The 17,417-nt window shown below is 61.7% G+C and carries 10 protein-coding genes and 1 tRNA gene; 5 read left to right on the forward strand and 6 right to left on the reverse strand.

Annotated features, from left to right (window positions below; translation table 11 throughout):
- Positions 1-48: 48 nt before the first annotated feature.
- A complete protein-coding gene (locus JIN84_RS14340; protein ID WP_234043525.1) occupies positions 49-825 on the reverse strand; it encodes an MBL fold metallo-hydrolase in 777 nt (258 codons plus the stop codon).
- A 366-nt stretch (positions 826-1,191) separates the two neighbouring features.
- On the opposite strand from JIN84_RS14340, the gene JIN84_RS14345 reads away from it, so the two are divergent.
- On the forward strand, positions 1,192-2,394 hold the full coding sequence (locus JIN84_RS14345) for a S41 family peptidase (protein ID WP_200351728.1): 1,203 nt from the start codon (positions 1,192-1,194) through the stop codon (positions 2,392-2,394).
- Between the two features lie 5 nt (positions 2,395-2,399).
- Here JIN84_RS14345 and JIN84_RS14350 read toward each other — a convergent pair whose 3' ends face one another.
- Complete coding sequence (locus tag JIN84_RS14350) at positions 2,400-3,161, reverse strand: DeoR/GlpR family DNA-binding transcription regulator (RefSeq protein ID WP_200351729.1); 762 nt, start codon at positions 3,159-3,161, stop codon at positions 2,400-2,402.
- 112 nt (positions 3,162-3,273) lie between these two features.
- Between JIN84_RS14350 and JIN84_RS14355 the strand changes: the two genes are divergently transcribed.
- Positions 3,274-5,466, forward strand: a complete 2,193-nt coding sequence (locus JIN84_RS14355; protein WP_200351730.1) for a bifunctional rhamnulose-1-phosphate aldolase/short-chain dehydrogenase — start codon at positions 3,274-3,276, stop codon at positions 5,464-5,466.
- A gap of 12 nt (positions 5,467-5,478) precedes the next feature.
- On the opposite strand, the gene JIN84_RS14360 is transcribed toward JIN84_RS14355, so the two are convergent.
- Positions 5,479-5,976 (reverse strand): hypothetical protein, encoded by a 498-nt coding sequence (locus JIN84_RS14360; protein WP_200351731.1) that lies wholly within the window; start codon positions 5,974-5,976, stop codon positions 5,479-5,481.
- A gap of 208 nt (positions 5,977-6,184) precedes the next feature.
- On the opposite strand from JIN84_RS14360, the gene JIN84_RS14365 reads away from it, so the two are divergent.
- Both JIN84_RS14365 and JIN84_RS14370 read left to right on the forward strand, forming a co-directional pair.
- Positions 6,185-10,465: a beta strand repeat-containing protein gene (locus tag JIN84_RS14365; protein WP_200351732.1), complete on the forward strand. Its 4,281-nt coding sequence runs from the start codon at positions 6,185-6,187 to the stop codon at positions 10,463-10,465.
- 232 nt (positions 10,466-10,697) lie between these two features.
- Complete coding sequence (locus JIN84_RS14370) at positions 10,698-15,560, forward strand: beta strand repeat-containing protein (RefSeq protein ID WP_200351733.1); 4,863 nt, start codon at positions 10,698-10,700, stop codon at positions 15,558-15,560.
- Positions 15,561-15,612: 52 nt separating this feature from the next.
- On the opposite strand, the gene coaD is transcribed toward JIN84_RS14370, so the two are convergent.
- Entirely contained in the window at positions 15,613-16,107 is a 495-nt protein-coding gene (gene coaD, locus JIN84_RS14375; protein ID WP_200351734.1) for a pantetheine-phosphate adenylyltransferase, read from the reverse strand.
- A gap of 118 nt (positions 16,108-16,225) precedes the next feature.
- Between coaD and JIN84_RS14380 the strand changes: the two genes are divergently transcribed.
- Positions 16,226-16,299, forward strand: a tRNA-Arg gene (locus JIN84_RS14380).
- Between the two features lie 8 nt (positions 16,300-16,307).
- On the opposite strand, the gene mscL is transcribed toward JIN84_RS14380, so the two are convergent.
- Together mscL and JIN84_RS14390 are read right to left on the reverse strand one after the other, a co-directional pair.
- Positions 16,308-16,769, reverse strand: a complete 462-nt coding sequence (gene mscL, locus JIN84_RS14385) for a large conductance mechanosensitive channel protein MscL (protein ID WP_200351735.1) — start codon at positions 16,767-16,769, stop codon at positions 16,308-16,310.
- Positions 16,770-16,879: 110 nt separating this feature from the next.
- Positions 16,880-17,413, reverse strand: a complete 534-nt coding sequence (locus JIN84_RS14390; protein ID WP_200351736.1) for a DUF3341 domain-containing protein — start codon at positions 17,411-17,413, stop codon at positions 16,880-16,882.
- Positions 17,414-17,417 lie beyond the last annotated feature (4 nt).

The raw sequence follows: 17,417 nt of genomic DNA on the forward strand, positions 1-17,417 counted from the left end.
GAATGGGCAATGCCATTCCTGTCAGCCTCCGTCAGGCGATTTCCACCATCAGAAATCAAACCAATCCGACGGTTCATGCTGGCCCGCGCAATGCAGGCCCACATGACCGTGTCCCAGTTCTCCAAGGCAGGCGCGCAACCGGTTGAGGATGATGTCCGGCGTGTTGCAATCCGAACTGAGATGCCCGAGCACCACGCGCCCGAGAGCGGGGTGGGAGATCTCCCGGATGAGTTCGGTCACCTGGGTGTTGGACAAGTGTCCGTGGCGGGAACTGATGCGTTGTTTGATGGACCACGGACGCTTGGTGTCGGCCTCCAGCAGCCCTTCGTCATAGTTCGCCTCGACAAACAGCCCCGCCAGTCCGCGCAAGCGTTCGGTCATGCTGCGGGTGACGAATCCCGCATCGGACAGGAACCCCAGGCGGCGCGATTGATCCCCAAGGACGAACCCCACCGGGTCCACCGCGTCGTGCTGGATCGCGAAGGTTTCCACCGAGATGCCACCCAGCGTGAAGGCCTGGCCTGCTTCGAAAAATTTCCACGTTCCGCCGTCGATTCCAGTTTCCCGCACAACCCTTGCGGTGGCCGGGGTGGTGTAAACAGGGATCGGGTTTTGCTTGAGAAAGACCTTCAGGCCACGGACGTGATCGCCGTGTTCGTGAGTGAGCAGGATTCCATCCAGGGATTTCGGATCAATCCCGACGCTTTGCAGCCGGGCCGACAACTGCTTGGCGCTCAATCCGGCGTCGATCATCAGGCGCAGGCCGCCGCACTCGACGACCGCCGCATTTCCTCCGCTCCCGCTTCCCAGCACCGCAAATCGCATCACGCGCGGAAGATGTGGTCCTCGGGCGCAGCGCGCAAGGAAATCGACCTTGGAAAAAAGAAAACCGCTGTGCCGTCGTTGGCGCTATGAGCCACGTTCCGTAAACTCAATAAGTGGGGTCGTCCATTGGGTTTCCGTCTTCCTGAAAGGCATGACGTTGTCCAACGGGAGATGACCCCGTTTCAATCATATCGGTCCGGGCGAGCTACCAAAATAGGCGCACACAGCAGTCGGGAAGAGATTACTCCCCATGCGCTCCACCGCAACCGAAAACAAAAAAAAGAATCTGCTTCACAAACTGATTATCACTCTCTTGGCGGGCGATTTTTCTCTGTCTCCGCCTCACGCAAATGTTACCGCTGCCGCATGAAATTCGTCTGCCTGCTCTGCGGAATCAGTTCGCTCGCCTTCGCGGGATCTTCCGTCCCGCCTGATGCCGACGAAGCCGCCTATCCTGCCATCGAGCGCTTTGTGGAGGTTCTGGAGGCGGTTCGCAAACGCCACCCGGACGTGGACAAGCTCGCCTACGAACGACTCGTCAACCACGCCTTGGAAGGGATGCTCGGCAGTCTCGATCCGCATTCTTCGTTCATCCATCCGGAAATGGCGCGGCAGATGGAGACGGACAAAGACCTGAATCCCGAATTGCCATCACTCGGAATCACGCTGGGCCTGCGTGACGACGGGCCTTACATCTCCTCCGTTGCTCCACTGGGTGCGGCGGCGGGGGCGGGAGTGCTTCCGGGATCGGGACTTTTGGAAATCAACGGGCGGAAAACGCAGGGGGTGGATTTGTCTGATCTTCTGGGCCAGCTCCATGGCCATGGTGGGGAAACCAGCAGGCTGCTTGTGAAATCCCCCGCCGCGCCCCAGCCTCTTGAAGTGAAACTGGTGCATCGCGTGGTGGACCAGCGATCCGTCGCGGAGACGAAGATGTGGAACAAGGAGGCGGGCGTCGGTTACGTCCGGCTCGCCACCTTCGGCGGCGGTTGCGCCCGCGAGATGGAAGCGGCGCTTGATGAGCTGGAAGACAACGGCATGAAATCCCTCATCTTCGACCTCCGGGAGAACGGCGGAGGCAGCCTGGACGAAACCGTGAAAATCCTCGGCCTTTTTCTGCCGCCGGACACCGCTGTCGTCACCACCCGGGGGCGGGAAGGGGAATCGGAGCCGATGCGGACTCCGGACAGGCAGCGCCGCAAGCGTGAATACCCCGTGACGGTGCTCATCGACCGGATGTCCGCCTCGGCTTCCGAGCTCACGGCAGGCGCGCTCCAGGACCTGAAGCGTGCGAGAATCGTAGGAGAGCTGAGTTACGGCAAGGGGTCGGTGCAGAACATCATCCCCATGGGGGGCGGCACCGCGCTGCGCCTCACCATCGCGACCTATCATACTCCGTCGGGGAATACTCCTCATCACAAGGGTATCACGCCGGATGTGGTGGTGAAGATCGACGATACCAGCCGGACGAATTTCGTGAAACGCTGCCAGATCAACTCGCTCGCGCCCGACGAGCGGAAGGTCATCGAGGAATGGAAGGATCCGGTGATGGAAGCGGCCTTGAAGTAAAAAAATCAATCGCCCTGCATGACCTCCACTCCGGATTCCCGGAGCTGGCGGATGAAATCGGGATCGGCGGCGGGGTCGGTGACAAGGCAGTCCAAGTGCGCCACGTCCGCGAAGAAAAACGCCGACTTTTTCCCCAGTTTGGAGTGGTCTGCCAGGAATACGACATCCTCCGCATTCTCCACGACCCGTTCCTTGAAAGCCGCCTGCCGGGCGTTGCTCTCGCTGATGCCACGCTCGGGATGGATGCCGTTCCCGGAGAAGAACATGCGGTGGATGTTGTAACGTTGCAGGGATTTTTCCGCTGTCAGGCCGATGAACGAGCGGGACTTGGGATCGAACAGGCCGCCGGTGCAGATGAGGTCGATGTTCGGCCTGTCCGACAGCGCGGTGAAAACATTGAGCGCGTTGGTCAGGATCGTGAGTGGCAGATCGGGCAGGAACTCGGTGAGTGTCAGAACGGTGGAGCTCGCATCCAGAAAGATGGTTTCATTCGCCTGGATGCGGCTTGCGGCGAGGCGCGCGATGATGCGCTTCTCCTCACGGCGGACGGCCTGACGTTCGGTGAACGGCAGCTCGCCCTGGTTCTTTTCCGGACGGCTGGCTCCGCCGTGAGTGCGCATCAGTTCGCCGCGTTTCTCGAGCAACTCGAAGTCTTTCCGAACGGTCTCGTCCGTCACGCCCAATTCCGCCGCGGTCTCAATGGTGCGCAGGGAGCCGCTGGCTTGGAGGAGTTCGAGGATTCGGCGTTGGCGATCAATGGCAAGCATGATTCGGTTATTTCTTTGTTTGCTTGGGAATGATTGGGAAATGGTTTGACTTGTCAATGAATTCCCATAAAAACAAAGCCGCCTCACGCCAAGCGGCTCAAACCTGAATCACATGAAATCCTACAAATACGTGAACTACCTTTGGGACGATGCGAAAGCCGCCCCCCTCAATGCGGTCGACCGCCTCGCCTACCGCTCGAACCTTCTGGGAAGCGACCAGCGCATCACCAACACCGGTGGTGGAAACACCTCTTCCAAGGCGACGGAAACCGATCCTCTCACCGGGCAGCCGGTTGAAGTGCTGTGGGTGAAAGGCTCCGGCGGAGACCTCCGCACCAGCACCCGTGAAAACTTCTCGTCCCTCTACCAGCAGAAGCTGCTCGATCTCCAGAACCTTTACGGCGCCCGCGAGGACAAGGGGCTCAAGTCTCCCGCCGAGGACGAAATGGTCGGCATGTACACCCACGCCACCTTCAACCTGAACCCGCGCGCGTCCTCCATCGACACGCCGCTGCACAGTTTCATTCCGGCGAAGTTCGTCGATCACATGCACCCGAACGCGATCATCGCCATCGCCGCCTCGCAGAACTGCGAAGCGCTCACGAAGGAGATCTTCGGCGGCGAGATGGGCTATGTGCCCTGGATGCGCCCCGGATTCGAACTGGGTCTCGCGATGCAGGAAATCGTGGCGAACAATCCGGACGTCAGATCCATCATGATGGGCCAGCACGGTTTCATCTCATGGGATGACGATGAAAAGGCCTGTTATGGATACACGCTCGACTGTATCGAAAAAGCGGCCGCGTTCATCGAGGCGAAGTACGATGCGAAGGGCGGGGATGCCACCGCGTTCGGTGGTGCGAAATATCAAACGCTGACACCGGAGCAACGCCGCGAGACCCTCGTCGCCATCCTGCCATGGCTGCGTGGCCAGGTTTCCCAGCAGAAGCGTTTCATCGGCACCGTGCAGGACGACGAGAAGATCCTGCGCTTCGTGAACTCCAACGACGCCGTCCGCCTCGCCGGACTTGGCACGAGCTGCCCGGATCATTTCCTCCGCACCAAGATCAAGCCGCTCTATGTGGACTGGAACCCACAGACCGAAGACGCCGCCACCCTGAAGAACAAACTGGCCGCCGGTTTGGAGGCCTATCGTGAGGATTACGCGGAGTATTATTCCCTCTGCAAACATGACAATTCGCCCGCGATGCGCGATGCGAATCCCACGGTCGTGCTCATCCCCGGCATCGGCATGATCGCCTGGGGCAAGGACAAGTCCGAGTCCCGCGTCACGGCGGAATTCTATAACTGCGCGGTCGAGGTGATGCGTGGTGCGGAAGCCATCGATACCTATATCTCCCTGCCTCAGCAGGAGGCTTTCGACATCGAATACTGGTTGCTGGAGGAAGCGAAGCTCAAGCGCATGCCTGCGGAAAAGGAGCTGGCCCGCCAGGTGGTCATCGTCGTCGGCGCGGGTTCCGGAATCGGGAAGGAAACCGCGCACCGTTTGGTGAAGGAGGGCGCGCACATCGTGTGCGTGGATCTCAATGAAGACGCCGCGAAAGGCACAGCCAGGGAAATCACCGACAAGTATGGTGTGGGCATCGGCGTCGCGGGCACCGGACTTTCCGATTGTGGTCCGGCCATCGGTCTCGCAGCGAACATCACCGACCGCGCGTCCATCCGCCGCATGCTGGACGATGTGGCCATCGCCTACGGGGGCTTCGACAGCATCTGCGTCACCGCCGGTATTTTCGTGCCGAGCGATACCTCGGGCCACATCCCGGACGACAAGTGGGCGCTCACTTTCGGAATCAATGTCACGGGCAGCTATTTCGTCGCCGATGAGGCGTTCAAGACCTGGAAGGAACAAGGACTCAAGGGCAACCTCGTCCTCACGACCTCCGCCAACGCCGCCGTCGCGAAAAAGGGATCGCTCGCCTATGACACATCCAAGGCCGCTGCGAACCACCTCGTCCGCGAGCTCGCCATCGAACTCGCTCCGCTTGTCCGCGTGAACGGCGTGGCGCCCGCCACGGTCGTCCAGGGGTCCGCGATGTTCCCCAGGGACCGCGTCATCGGATCGCTCGCCAAATACGCCATCCCTTACACGGATGACGAGGCGACCGAATCCCTCGTGTCCAAGCTCGCCCAGTTCTATGCGGACCGCACGCTCACCAAGGCGCCGATCACTCCCGCCGACCAAGCGGAGGCATATTTCCTGCTGGTGACGCAGCGCCTCAGCAAGACGACGGGCCAGATCGTCACCGTGGACGGCGGCCTGCACGAAGCGTTCCTGCGCTGATCGTCGGATCAATCAACAGGCCGCGGCGGGATATTCCTGCCGCGGCCCTTTCATTTCCCTGCTTCCATCAACTTGAGCTGTCTGAGACAGTAAAGCAGCGGGATGATTCCGATGATGCCGAACGAACAATCGATGAGCCGCCAGTAGAACGGGATCCCGCGGATGGGGCCCGCAGATCATGGCCAGCGGGATGACCGCCACGCATGCCGTGATGCCGGTAAGGATCGCGGAACGGCTGGTGCGCGGATCAATCATCGGGCCGATGAAAAATCCGGCGATGACGAGATGGCCGAACGCCAGCCAATCCGTTCCATAGCCGATCCACGGATAATCCGAATAGGTGGCTTCCAATCCAAGACGCACGGTCAGGATCCAGAAAGCAAGGCCGGTGTGTCCATCGGACGAGGTGGCGGAACCCACGCCGAGAAGGTCTGACAGGAATCTCAATTCCATCAGCAGCGGGAAAGCGGTAACGCCGCTGATGACCAGGCCGGTGATGAAGAAAAGCATGGATATGCGGAAGCGGGAAACGTGAGATATGGAATTCATGTTTTTGCTTTTTATGACAGGCGTGCGGATGTCTGGCAACGAACGTGTTTCGATTCTACTCCCCTTGGGTTAGTGGACGCCCCGCGGCATGGCGGCGAGATTGGAATCGTAAACGAGGGAATACCCGTGTGTTCCGTCGGTCGTCATTTCCCTATTTCCAAAAACCCCAATGAAGCCCCGCAATCCCCGTCTCCTCTTCTCCGCCACCGTCATTACCGCGGTCTTTTCGATCGTCACCTCCAACCACGCTTCCGCCGCCAGCCAGACCTGGGATGGGGAAACCGATGCGAATTGGGCGACCGTCACCAACTGGGTGTCGAACACCGGTGCCCCGGGGATCATCTATACCGCCAACAGCACCAACACCACGGATGTGGCGACCTTCAATTCCGCGATCAATGCGACAACCCTCGCGGGCAGCGCGGGCAATCCGATCATCACGGAGACGAACCGCATGATCGGCCGTATCCTGTTCGATACCGCGGGCGTCGAATCCCACCACATCGGCGCGGCGAGCGGGTCTCCCACACTGACTTTCGGGAACAACCTCACCATTCTCGACGTGACCGCGTCCGTCATCCACGGGCAGACCATCAACGCCCCGGTCGCGCTCCACCTTCCGTCGAGCACGAACGGCGGATTCACCATTCAAAACAATTCGACCACCAGCGGTGCCACCCTGACACTGGCTGGAGGCATCCTGAATGCTCCGAACTCCGGACGTGGCACTCTTGCCACGCTGAGGGGAAGCAACACGGGTGAGAATACGGTCAGCGGAAACATCGTTCTCACCCAGACGGCAGGCATCACCAGCACCCTCACGAAAGCCGATCCCGGCACCTGGGTTTTCTCCGGAACCAATGCCTTCGCCCCCGGAGGCGGCGTCATCGTCAGCGATGGTGTGCTGGCCGCGGCCGGTAATGCCGCACTCGGGACAAACGCCACCGCGAACGCCCAGGCGGCGACCATCAATGGCGGCGTGTTGGAGATCCGCAACGGCGTGACCATCGACAACGGCGTCTCTCTGAACCTGAATGGCGGGGCGATCCGTGGTGCGGGAACCTCCGCGACGAACGGCCGTATCCGGGTGGCCGCCACCGCCGCGGCCAGCGTTACGCTTTCCACCGCCGCATCCGGAGATGTTTTCACGATCGGCAATGGTGACAATGAACTCACCGGAGGGGCCGGGGATTCGGTCGTGCACGTCGCGGGTCCGGGGACGGTTGTCCAGGCCTTCGCCAGCAATTACGCCGGAACCTGGTCGGTGGATTCCGGCACCTTGCAGGCCGGGGCCCCGACATCGCTGGGAACACTGGGCAGCGTGAATGTCGCCGGCGGCGCTAGGTTGCTGGCGTCGTCCCAGGGGCTCGCCCTGACATCGTTGACCGGTTCCGGAGCGGTGGGCCATGGTGGGGAAGGGATTTCCACGCTGACGGCCAACATTTCGGGTTCGAACACTTTCGCGGGGCAGTTGCAGGATGGCGCTGCCGGGGCATTGGGCCTCACAAAAACCGGAGCCGGAGTCCTGAATCTCGCGGGCGTCAGTTCTTATACCGATACGACTCTTGTCAGCAGCGGCACGCTCAACATTACGGGCAGCCTCGGCAACACCCCCGTGGGCGGGAGCGCGGGAACAACGCTTTCCGGCAACGGAAGCATCTCGGGAGCCGTCTCCGTCGGAAACAACATGCATCTCGCTCCGGGCGACGGTGGCAATGCGGCGATCGGAACCCTCACCGTGGGTTCGCTTGCGCTGGAGTCCGGATCCCAGCTCGACATCGGCATCACCAACACCACGACGCTCGACAAGGTCGTGGTCACTGGCAGCGGCGGACTCATCATCAGCGGAGGCCAGGTGAACATCAACGGCGGGTCCGGGCCGTTCACCACGAACGGAGTTTACAATCTGATCGGTTACAGCGGCACGCTCAACGGCCTGCCCGGTTCGCTCTCGGTCAACGGACTGAACAAGTCGGTCACCAAGACCTACACCTTCGGCGCCAGCGGAGGATTCGTGACACTCACGGTGGCGAACAGCGGGGCGGTGCAGACGTTCTGGAACACGAATGCGGATGGCAACTGGAGCACGAACGCCAACTGGACGCCGGCCACCGCGCCCAACGGCACGGGGGCCTTCGTCGGCTTCGGCGGTGGCGGGACAGAGATCACGGCGGACCGCACCATCACGGTGAACGGATCCTTTACCGCGGGAACCCTCGCCTTCAATGGTGTGGCGAATGGCAGGAGCTATATCCTGGCCGGAGGAAGCGGCGCGAACATCACCCTGAAGAACGGTTCGACGGGTGCTTTCGTGACGGACACCTCCGGCAACCATACCATCAATTCACCCCTGACGCTGACAACCGACGGGTCTGGCTTCGCCGCGACCTTCGCGGTCATCAATCCGGGCGACACACTGACGGTGGGAGGTGCGATCAGTGGTGACGGATCGCCCTTGCTCAAGGAAGGTCCGGGCACTCTTGTGCTCAACGGGGTGAATACCTTCACCAACGGAACAGTCATCAATGGCGGCACGCTCCAGATCAACAGCGCGGAAAGTCTGGGAGACATCTTCGGCACGACGACCATCCATACAGGCACCCTGAGGGCTGCGGAGGACATCACCAGCACGGCGCTTTTCAACCTCACGGACAGCACCAGCAAGGTATCGGTCGCCGCCGGAAAGAGCTTCACCATCAGCGGCCAGATCACCGATGGGGAAAGCATGGGAACCCTCAACAAGGTCGACGCCGGGACCCTGGCCCTGACCGGGGCCAACTCGTACAGCGGCGGGACCGTGGTCAATGGCGGCATCGTACAGGTCAGCAACGCCAACAGCCTGGGAAGCACGACCGGCCCGCTGGTCCTCAATAACGCGGTGGTCCAGGCAACCGCGGGTTTCAACAGCTCGCGAGGCGTGACACTGGGCAGCGTGAACAGCACGTTCTCCGTGGATCCTTCCGTGACCTATACGCTTGGCGGCGCGATCACGGGAAGCGGCACGCTGAACAAGAGCGGAAGCGGCACCCTGTCGCTCGGTGCCATCAATCCCAATCCGAACACCTACAGCGGTGGCACGGTGATCAGTGCGGGTGTGCTCGCCGTGAACAGGGATTCCTTCCTCGGACCCGGAACCGTCACCTTCCAGGGAGGGACCCTGCAGAACAACTACGGCAACAACTTCTCCTATGGCTTCGGCAATCCGATCTCGGTCCCCGTGGGCCAGGTGGGGACCATCAACATGAACAACCGGATGAGTCTCGGCAGCACCGCGGTGGTCACCGGCGGAGGGACGCTGAACGTCAATCTCAACACCACGGTCACCCGGGACGACCTCAACAACAGCTGGGTGGGCTTCACCGGTCAGGTGAACTTCGCCGGGACCGGCACCGCCCGCATGTTGAACAACAGCGGAACTTTCGATACGAACAGCTTCGCGAACTGCTCGGTGGATGTGGGGGGAAGCGCTTTCCTGCAACCGGTCACGAACAGCGGCGGGAACATCTATTTCTTTGGCGCGTTGTCAGGTTCTTCGCCGACCGCCGGATTCGCCGGGGCTACCGCTGGAACCGGCACGCTGAGCGTCGGAGCGCTGAATGGCAGCAGCACCTTCGCGGGACAGATCAACGGCAACAACGCGCTGACGAAAACAGGTACCGGCACGCTGACCTTGTCCGGCACGAACACCTACACGGGTTCGACGACGGTGAACGGAGGAAGCTTGGAACTCGCGGCCACCGGGCATCTGCGTTTCGTCCCGGGAGCCAACGGCGTTTCCAACAAGATCACGGGTTCGGGAACCGTCGTCTTGAACGGGGCGTTCAATATCGATCTGGCCACGGCGAACACAACCAGCGGCAATTCATGGCTTCTGGTGGACGTGGCGCTGCTGGATGAGACCTATGGTCCGACCTTCTCCGTGGACGGCTTCACGCGGTCCGGGACCACCTGGACCAAGGTGGACGGAGGGAAAACCTGGACGTTCGACCAGGCGACAGGCTTGCTCGGCCTGGTCTCCGTGGGGTATTCATCCTGGACGGGTGACCCGGCCAACGGCCTCAGCGTGGGGGTGAACGATGGCGCCGGCCTCGATCCTGATGCGGACGGAATTTCCAATCTCCTGGAATATGTCCTCGGTGGCATTCCGGCCGGAACGGGAGCGTCCGACACCTCCATCCTTCCGGCACAGGCTTTGGACGCCACCGACCTCACGCTCACCTTCCGCCGTTCCGACCTTTCGGAAAGCGATGTGGTCCTGAAAGTCCAGTGGTCCGCCGACATGGTGACGTGGACCGACTTCATCACCGTCGGTCCCGTCGACGCCCTGCCTGCGGTGGATGTCTCGGAAGATGTTCCGACCGCCGCGCTGGATACGGTCGTGGTGAAGATCCCCCGCGCGGGCCGCGAGGCCGGAGGACGGCTCTTCGGCCGCATCCATGCTGTGAAGTGACGGTGGAAGCGGGGGATGGTTCGGGCTTGTCATCCGCCCGGAACCTCCCGAAGTGAAACCTTCGTTGTCTGCCGCCCCGGTCGTCTCGCTCGACCGGGGCGGTATTGTTTTATCCGTGAACTACCTCCCTTGGGGTAGTGGACCCATTTCGGGCCAACCGGTAAATGGCAGGTGTAAAAGAGGGATCAGCAGTCATGCCTCCCGAATTTATCCCCAAACCCAAAAACCTGAAATGAAGACAAAAACCCTGCCGTTTTTCATTCCCTCCATCGTTGTCACCGCAAGTTCGTTGTTCACGATGTCACCGCTCCAAGCCGCCAAAACATGGTCCGGCGCGACCAATGCCAACTGGTCTACGACGACCAACTGGGTGGAGGGAGCATTGCCCGGCACCACGGAAACGGTGAATTTCGACGTGTCCTCCACCTTGAATCTCGGGGCCATCAACCTCGAGGCGGCCCGCACCATCCGTGGCATCAGCCTCACCAATCCGGCGGGTCCCGTCACGACGCTCGCCGGTTTCACCCTCACGCTCGCGGGAGGCGGCATCGACATGTCTTCAGCCACCCAGGACCTTGTCCTCAATTCTCCGGTGGCCATCGGCGCCGGCAAACAATATTGGAACGTGATCCCGGGACATTCGATCACCACCGAAGCGATCCCCGCCAAGGCGGTGTCGACCGCCGGGGTTGTCCAGTTCGGAACGACGGGTTCCATCAAGCTGGGCGCGGCAGCGTCCAATCTGCTGGTGGACGCGCAGAACAACGCATGGGGCACGTTTGGCTCGAATGACTGGGCCGCGCTGAATGCCACGGGAAACGTCATCGCCGCCACTTATACCCCGGCGACGGCAACCATCACGACGGGGGTGATCAATGATATCCAGGGAAACATCGGAGCCATCACCTCCACCGCGCTGATCAGCGCCCTCCGGTTCGACTCGGCGACCTCTTACAATGTGGACGTGGCCAACAGCAACACCAGCCGGACCTCGACCATCGGCGGCATCCTCGTGACCGCCAACGCGGCCGCCAGCTCGATCGGTGGCAACGGCCGGACGAACGCCTTCATCCGTCCCAACCGTTCGTCGGGCGGCGCGGCTCACACGTTCAACGTGATCCAGAACAGTCCGAATGATTTCACCATCGCCGCGATCATCGGAAACAGCAGTTCCAGCACGGGCGTGCTGGTGAAATCCGGCCCCGGCAGGCTCATTCTGACCGGTGCGAACGGCTACAGATCCGGCACCGTCATCCACGAGGGGACCATCCAGGTGGGCAACGGCGGCACCGTCGGATTCGTGGGCGGCGGCGACATCACCAACAACGCGGAACTGGTCTTCAACCGGTCGGACACGGTGACCCTGATCCACAATATCTCCGGCACGGGAAATCTCACCCAGCTCGGACCGGGAGAGCTTGATCTGACCACATCGGTCAGCACCTTCACTGGCGCGGTGAACATCAGCGGCGGCACGCTCGGCGTGACGGCTCTCGCCAATCTGGGGGGAGGAACCTCGCTCAACATCAACGGAGGCACCTTCAAGTTCCTGGGTGATATCGATCCCTCCGGCAGGGCGGTCGCCATCGGAGCCGGAGGAGCCACCTTTGACACGAACGGTCGAAACATCACCTTTGCCAACGCCGTTGGAAACGGCGGCAGCGGGGGCTTTACCAAGGCGGGGGCGGGATCACTCGCCCTGACCCAGCCCGCGGGTTGGTCAGGGGGGACCACCGTCGATGGCGGACTCCTGCTTGCGAACAACACCACCGGTTCCGCGACCAGTGGCGCGGTGACGGTGAACGCCGCCGGCGGAGTGGGAGGTACTGGAACCATCGGAGGTGCGGTGACGACCACCAGCGGCTCGATTGTCTCTCCGGGAAACAGCGCGGTGGGCACCCTCACCGTCGGTTCGCTTGATCTGGAGGCGGGATCGGTGACCAACGTGGAATTCGGCACGGGAAACGACCTGGTCAATGTCACGAACGGAGGCGGACTCCTGGTCAACGGCGGGATCGTGAATCTCTACCAGGAAGGGACGAATCTCGGCACGCCCTTCTCCGGCGTGCCGGGGACTTACAATCTCTTCCAATATTCGGGGACGCTTGGCGGTGCCGCGACCAATCTGGCGGTGGGGAATCCCCAACCGGGCAAGGGTTACTCCTTTTCCGCATCCGGCGGCTTCGTGAAACTGACCATCATCGACACCGGGGTGAACCGCAACTGGATCACCAATGGAGGAGGATCATGGGGGAATGCCGCGAACTGGAACGGAACGGTGCCGAACGTCTCACAGGCTGTGGTGAATTTCATCACACCGCTTTCCGCTCCCGCCACCGTCACCCTTGACGGTGCCAAGACCGCGGGAAACCTCATCTTCACCAGCATTCCGAACGGCTACACCATCAATCCCGGTTCGGGTGGTTCCCTCACCCTGGCGAATGGTTCCGTCAATGCCAGCATACTGGTGAACTCCGGCACGCATTCCATCAACACACCGCTTGTTCTGAACAACCATCTGTCGATTTCGGTGCCACCATCCGGTGGATCCCTGACACTTGGCGGAATCGTCTCCGGCACGGGGAAGAGTGTGACGAAGACCGGTTCCGGAGATCTTTTCCTCAACGGCGCCAACACATTCACCGGGGAAATCAGCCTCACCGGCGGCACCACCCGTTTCGGCCCGGCCGGTCTGGGGGCGGGAAACATCTCACTGGATCAAACGGCGCTTGTCTGGAATCCGGGCAACACCGAGGACATCACCAGCGGCGGACGCACGGTCCGTCTCGTGGACGGCCTCATCACCTTCGATACGGATTCCAACACGGTCCTCATCTCGAACAGTCTCGGTGAAGGCGGGAACGGGGGACTCCAGAAGACGGGGGACGGCACGCTGGTCCTAGCCGGGGAAAACACCTATTTCGGAGGCACCTCCATTCTCGCCGGCACGCTCCAGCTCGGCAATGGCGGTGCGGATGGATTCATCTCCGGCACCATCCTGAACAACACGGAACTGGTCATCAACCGGAGCACGGACTTCACCCTGGACGGCAGCATCAGCGGCACGGGCACGCTCACCAAACTGGCCTCGAACACGCTGACCCTTGCCGGGAGCAACACCTATTCCGGACCGACGGACCTGCAGGCGGGCTCGCTGATCCTCGGGAATTCGCTGGCGCTCCAGAACACCTCGCTGGACTACAACACCGGCTCGCTGTTGTTCAGCGGTATCAGCGCGGCCACCATCGGTGGTTTCACCGGGACCAAGGATCTGGCGCTTCAGGACGACCTGCTGAATCCTGTCGCCCTCACCGTTGGCGGCGCGGGTGGTTCCGGCAACTACTCGGGCGTGCTGTCCGGCACGGGATCGTTCATCAAGGCAGGGGCGGGAGCCCTCGTTCTGGACAATGCGAACACCTATGCCGGAGCGACCGGAATGAACGCCGGGGGTGGTGTGTTGGAATTGTCAGGGACCGGAAAAATCGCCACCACCGCGTTGAACATGGGAACGACGACCCGTTTCCTGGTCAATGGCGGCACCTTCTCATCCAGCGCCCAGAGCACCATTGATTCCCGGGGATTCGTCCTTGCGTCCGGTTTCAACCTGGTGGCGGGGAGCGCCGCGTTCAACGGCGGTGTCCGCACCGGGACGAGTGACGGGACACTCATCTCTGTCGAAAATGGCACCTTCACCGCCACGGATGTCATCCTCCAGCGGACGCGGAATTTCAACAACCTGCCCGCCGGACCATCATCGAACGCCACCACCTACACCGAGGCGGATGCCGCGGTGGTCGACGGCTTCGTCGTCTCCGGCGGTACCGCGAATATCAGCGGCCTGCTTACCATCAGCACTTCGAACTCCGGTTCCTCCGCCCTGTTCTCCGGTGGAGACACCACGGTGGCCGGTGTCATCACCGTCGGCAACGCGGCGAACGACCGCTGGTCGTTGCTCCAGGTTTCCGGCGGCACGTTCACCTCTTCGGAGGCGGTGACGGGTGTGGTGCTCAGTCCGCACGCGACCTCGGCGAACAAGGCGATGTTGAAGTTCTCGGGCGGCGTCTCCACCCTCCAGCGCGTGGCCTTCGGCGCGGCGTCGGGTACCTCCGGCACGGGTGTGGTGTGGCTGAAGGGTGGGGAACTTTACCTCGGAAGCGGAGGACTGGTGCAGGAAGCGCCGGTCTTCACCAGCAGCATCCGGCTGACCTCCGGATTGCTCGGGGCGGCGGGTGCGTGGGGCACGGCGATACCGGTCAGTCTGGAAGGGGGAATCGTCATCAAGGCGGCCGATGCCTCCGGCGCGCCGCATGACATCAACTTCGGTGGGGCGTTCACCGGAGCGGGCTCGCTGACGAAAACCGGGACGGGCATCGTCACCCTCGCGGGGGCGAACGCCTACACCGGATCCACCACGGTCGAGGAAGGAACCCTCCGGCTACCGACCGACGATGTCCTCAGCGACACCGCGGCGCTGAATGTGGCGACGGGGGCGTTTCTCAACCTGACCCACACCGGAACCGACACCGTCAGCGATTTTCAAATCGACGGTGTCAGCCAGGCCTCGGGGACCTACGGCGGCAGCGGATCAGGAGCGCAGCACATCATCCCACAGATCACCGGCACGGGGAAAATCTTCGTTCCCGTCTCGGATCCGTTCGTCGCGTGGTCCGCAGGCTTTGGTCTGACCGGCAATGATGCGCTGCCTTCCGCCGATCCCGATCACGACGGCCAGAGCAACCTGCTGGAGTTCGCGCTCAATGGCAGCCCGATCAGCAGCACGGCCTCGGGCAAGACCCGCTCGGCCGTTGCGGTGGTCGGCGGGGAAAACGCCCTCACCTACACCCTGCCGGTGAGGGTGGGAGCCGCATTCACCGGCGATACCTCGAAATCAGCAGCCATCGCCGGGCTGACCTATACGATCCAAGGATCGGACGAACTCTCGGATTGGGAAACCATGATCATCACCGAGGTCGTGCCGGCCCTCTCGGCGGATCTGCCCGATTTGGATGACGACTGGACCTACCGAACCTTCCGCACGCCGGGAACGGTCGCCGCCGATCCCAAGGATTTCATCCGCGCGAGGGTCCTCAAGTGACCGTTCACGGGAGGGATGGGAGGTGCGGGTTTCGCACTCCCGTTCCTCCCTGTCACATCGCTCCCCCGCGGGCCGCCAACGCTTCGAAGACCGCCTTCGGCACGTAACGCCGCACCGTGTCCTCCCAGCCGCGTGGCCCGGTGAGGCCTTTGATCATGTTTGATGAAACCTCCGCGATGTCCCGTGGCGGCATCAGGAAGACCGTCGTGATTTCCGGTGCCATGTCCGCGTTGATGTGGCGCATCACCCGCTCATACTCGTAGTCGTTCGGCGAGCGGATGCCCCGCAGGACGTAGCTGGCATCCATCTTCTTCGCATAATCCACCAGATAGCGGTTGTCGAAATGGGCGATTTCCAAACGTTCAGGGCATCCCGTCGAGGCACGCAGCAGCTCCAGGCGTTCCTCCACCGTGAATGAATACGATTTCGCCGGGTTGTTCCCGATCGCCACGATCAGGCGGTCGAACATTTCCAAGCCCCGCTCGATCATCCAGAGATGTCCGTTCGTAGGGGGATCAAAAGAACCGGCATAAACCGCGGTGCGCATGGGCGGGACCGTAGCGGGAAATCCGGGAACCGGAATCGCTAAATCACCCCCACCCGCGTAAAAACCTCCACGAGACTTTTGACTTCATGGAAATACCTTGTTACCACACTCCCCGCAAGCGCTCGTAGCTCAGTTGGATAGAGCATCCGCCTTCTAAGCGGACGGTCACTGGTTCGAATCCAGTCGAGCGCGCTTTTTCATCATGAAAGGGTTGCGGTATCGCCTGTGGTTCCGTTTCCGGGGTGGCCCGCTTTCAGGCAGTCGCGGATCTCGGTGAGAAGCTTCTGGTCGGTCGTGAGGGCGGGCGCGGCTGCGGCGGTTTCGTGGTGCGTTCTCAGCGCGCCGATGACCTTCTTGGTCACGATGAAAACCGCGAACGCGAGAATGACGAAGGAAATCAGATCCGTGATGAACTGGCCGTAGGCGATCACGGGCGCGCCCGCTTCCTTCGCTTTTGTGAGGCTGTCGTATGGCTTGTTGTCCAGCGAGATGAATTTCGCGCTGAAATTCACCCTGCCTGTCAGGATTCCGAGAGGCGGCATGAAAACATTGTCCACCAGGGATTTCACCACCGTCCCGAACGCGCCGCCGATGATGATGCCGACGGCCATGTCGATGAGGTTGCCCTTGAAGGCGAATGCCTTGAAGTCTTGGATGAGCATGGATGATAAGAAGGTGGCCGGAGGATGGTCGAAGCCTTCCGGCGGATGGATATGACATGGAAAAGCCACAGCCTGCTGCATGAGGCTGTGGCTCTTTGGGAACGGCGGTATTATTTGCCGACCGTGGGGGCCTCGCCAAGCGAGGCGACGGAGATGTCTTCCGCTCCGGCGTTCTTGAGAACGTCTTTCGCTTTTTCGACCTCGTCCGAATTTTCGGCGTGCACCGAGATCAGGAGATTGCCTTCCGCGATGCGGTTTTCATAGCGCTTTGCCTCGATTTCAGGAGTGCCGAGCCCGACAAGCGCGCCGGCCACACCTCCTGCGGTCGCGCCCGCAGCCACGCCGCTTAGCGCTGCCAACAAGGGACCTGCCGCGATGAGCGGACCCACTCCCGGGATGGCAAGCGCGCCGATTCCGGCGAGCAGGCCGAGTGTGCCGCCTACAACTCCTCCCGCGCTTGCTCCCACCACCGCGCCTTCCGGTGCCTTCGTGTGCTTTTCATGGGCGAACTGGTGGGTGGAATCCTTGTCCGGAAACAGGACGGAGATGTCGTTGGTGGAGAAGCCCGCGTTGACGAGGCTGTCGAGGATCTGGTTGGCCTGTCCTTCGGAAATGGCGATGGCGTAGATGGATTTGTGACTCATGGTA

The organism is Luteolibacter yonseiensis, assembly GCF_016595465.1.
Taxonomy (GTDB): domain Bacteria; phylum Verrucomicrobiota; class Verrucomicrobiia; order Verrucomicrobiales; family Akkermansiaceae; genus Luteolibacter; species Luteolibacter yonseiensis.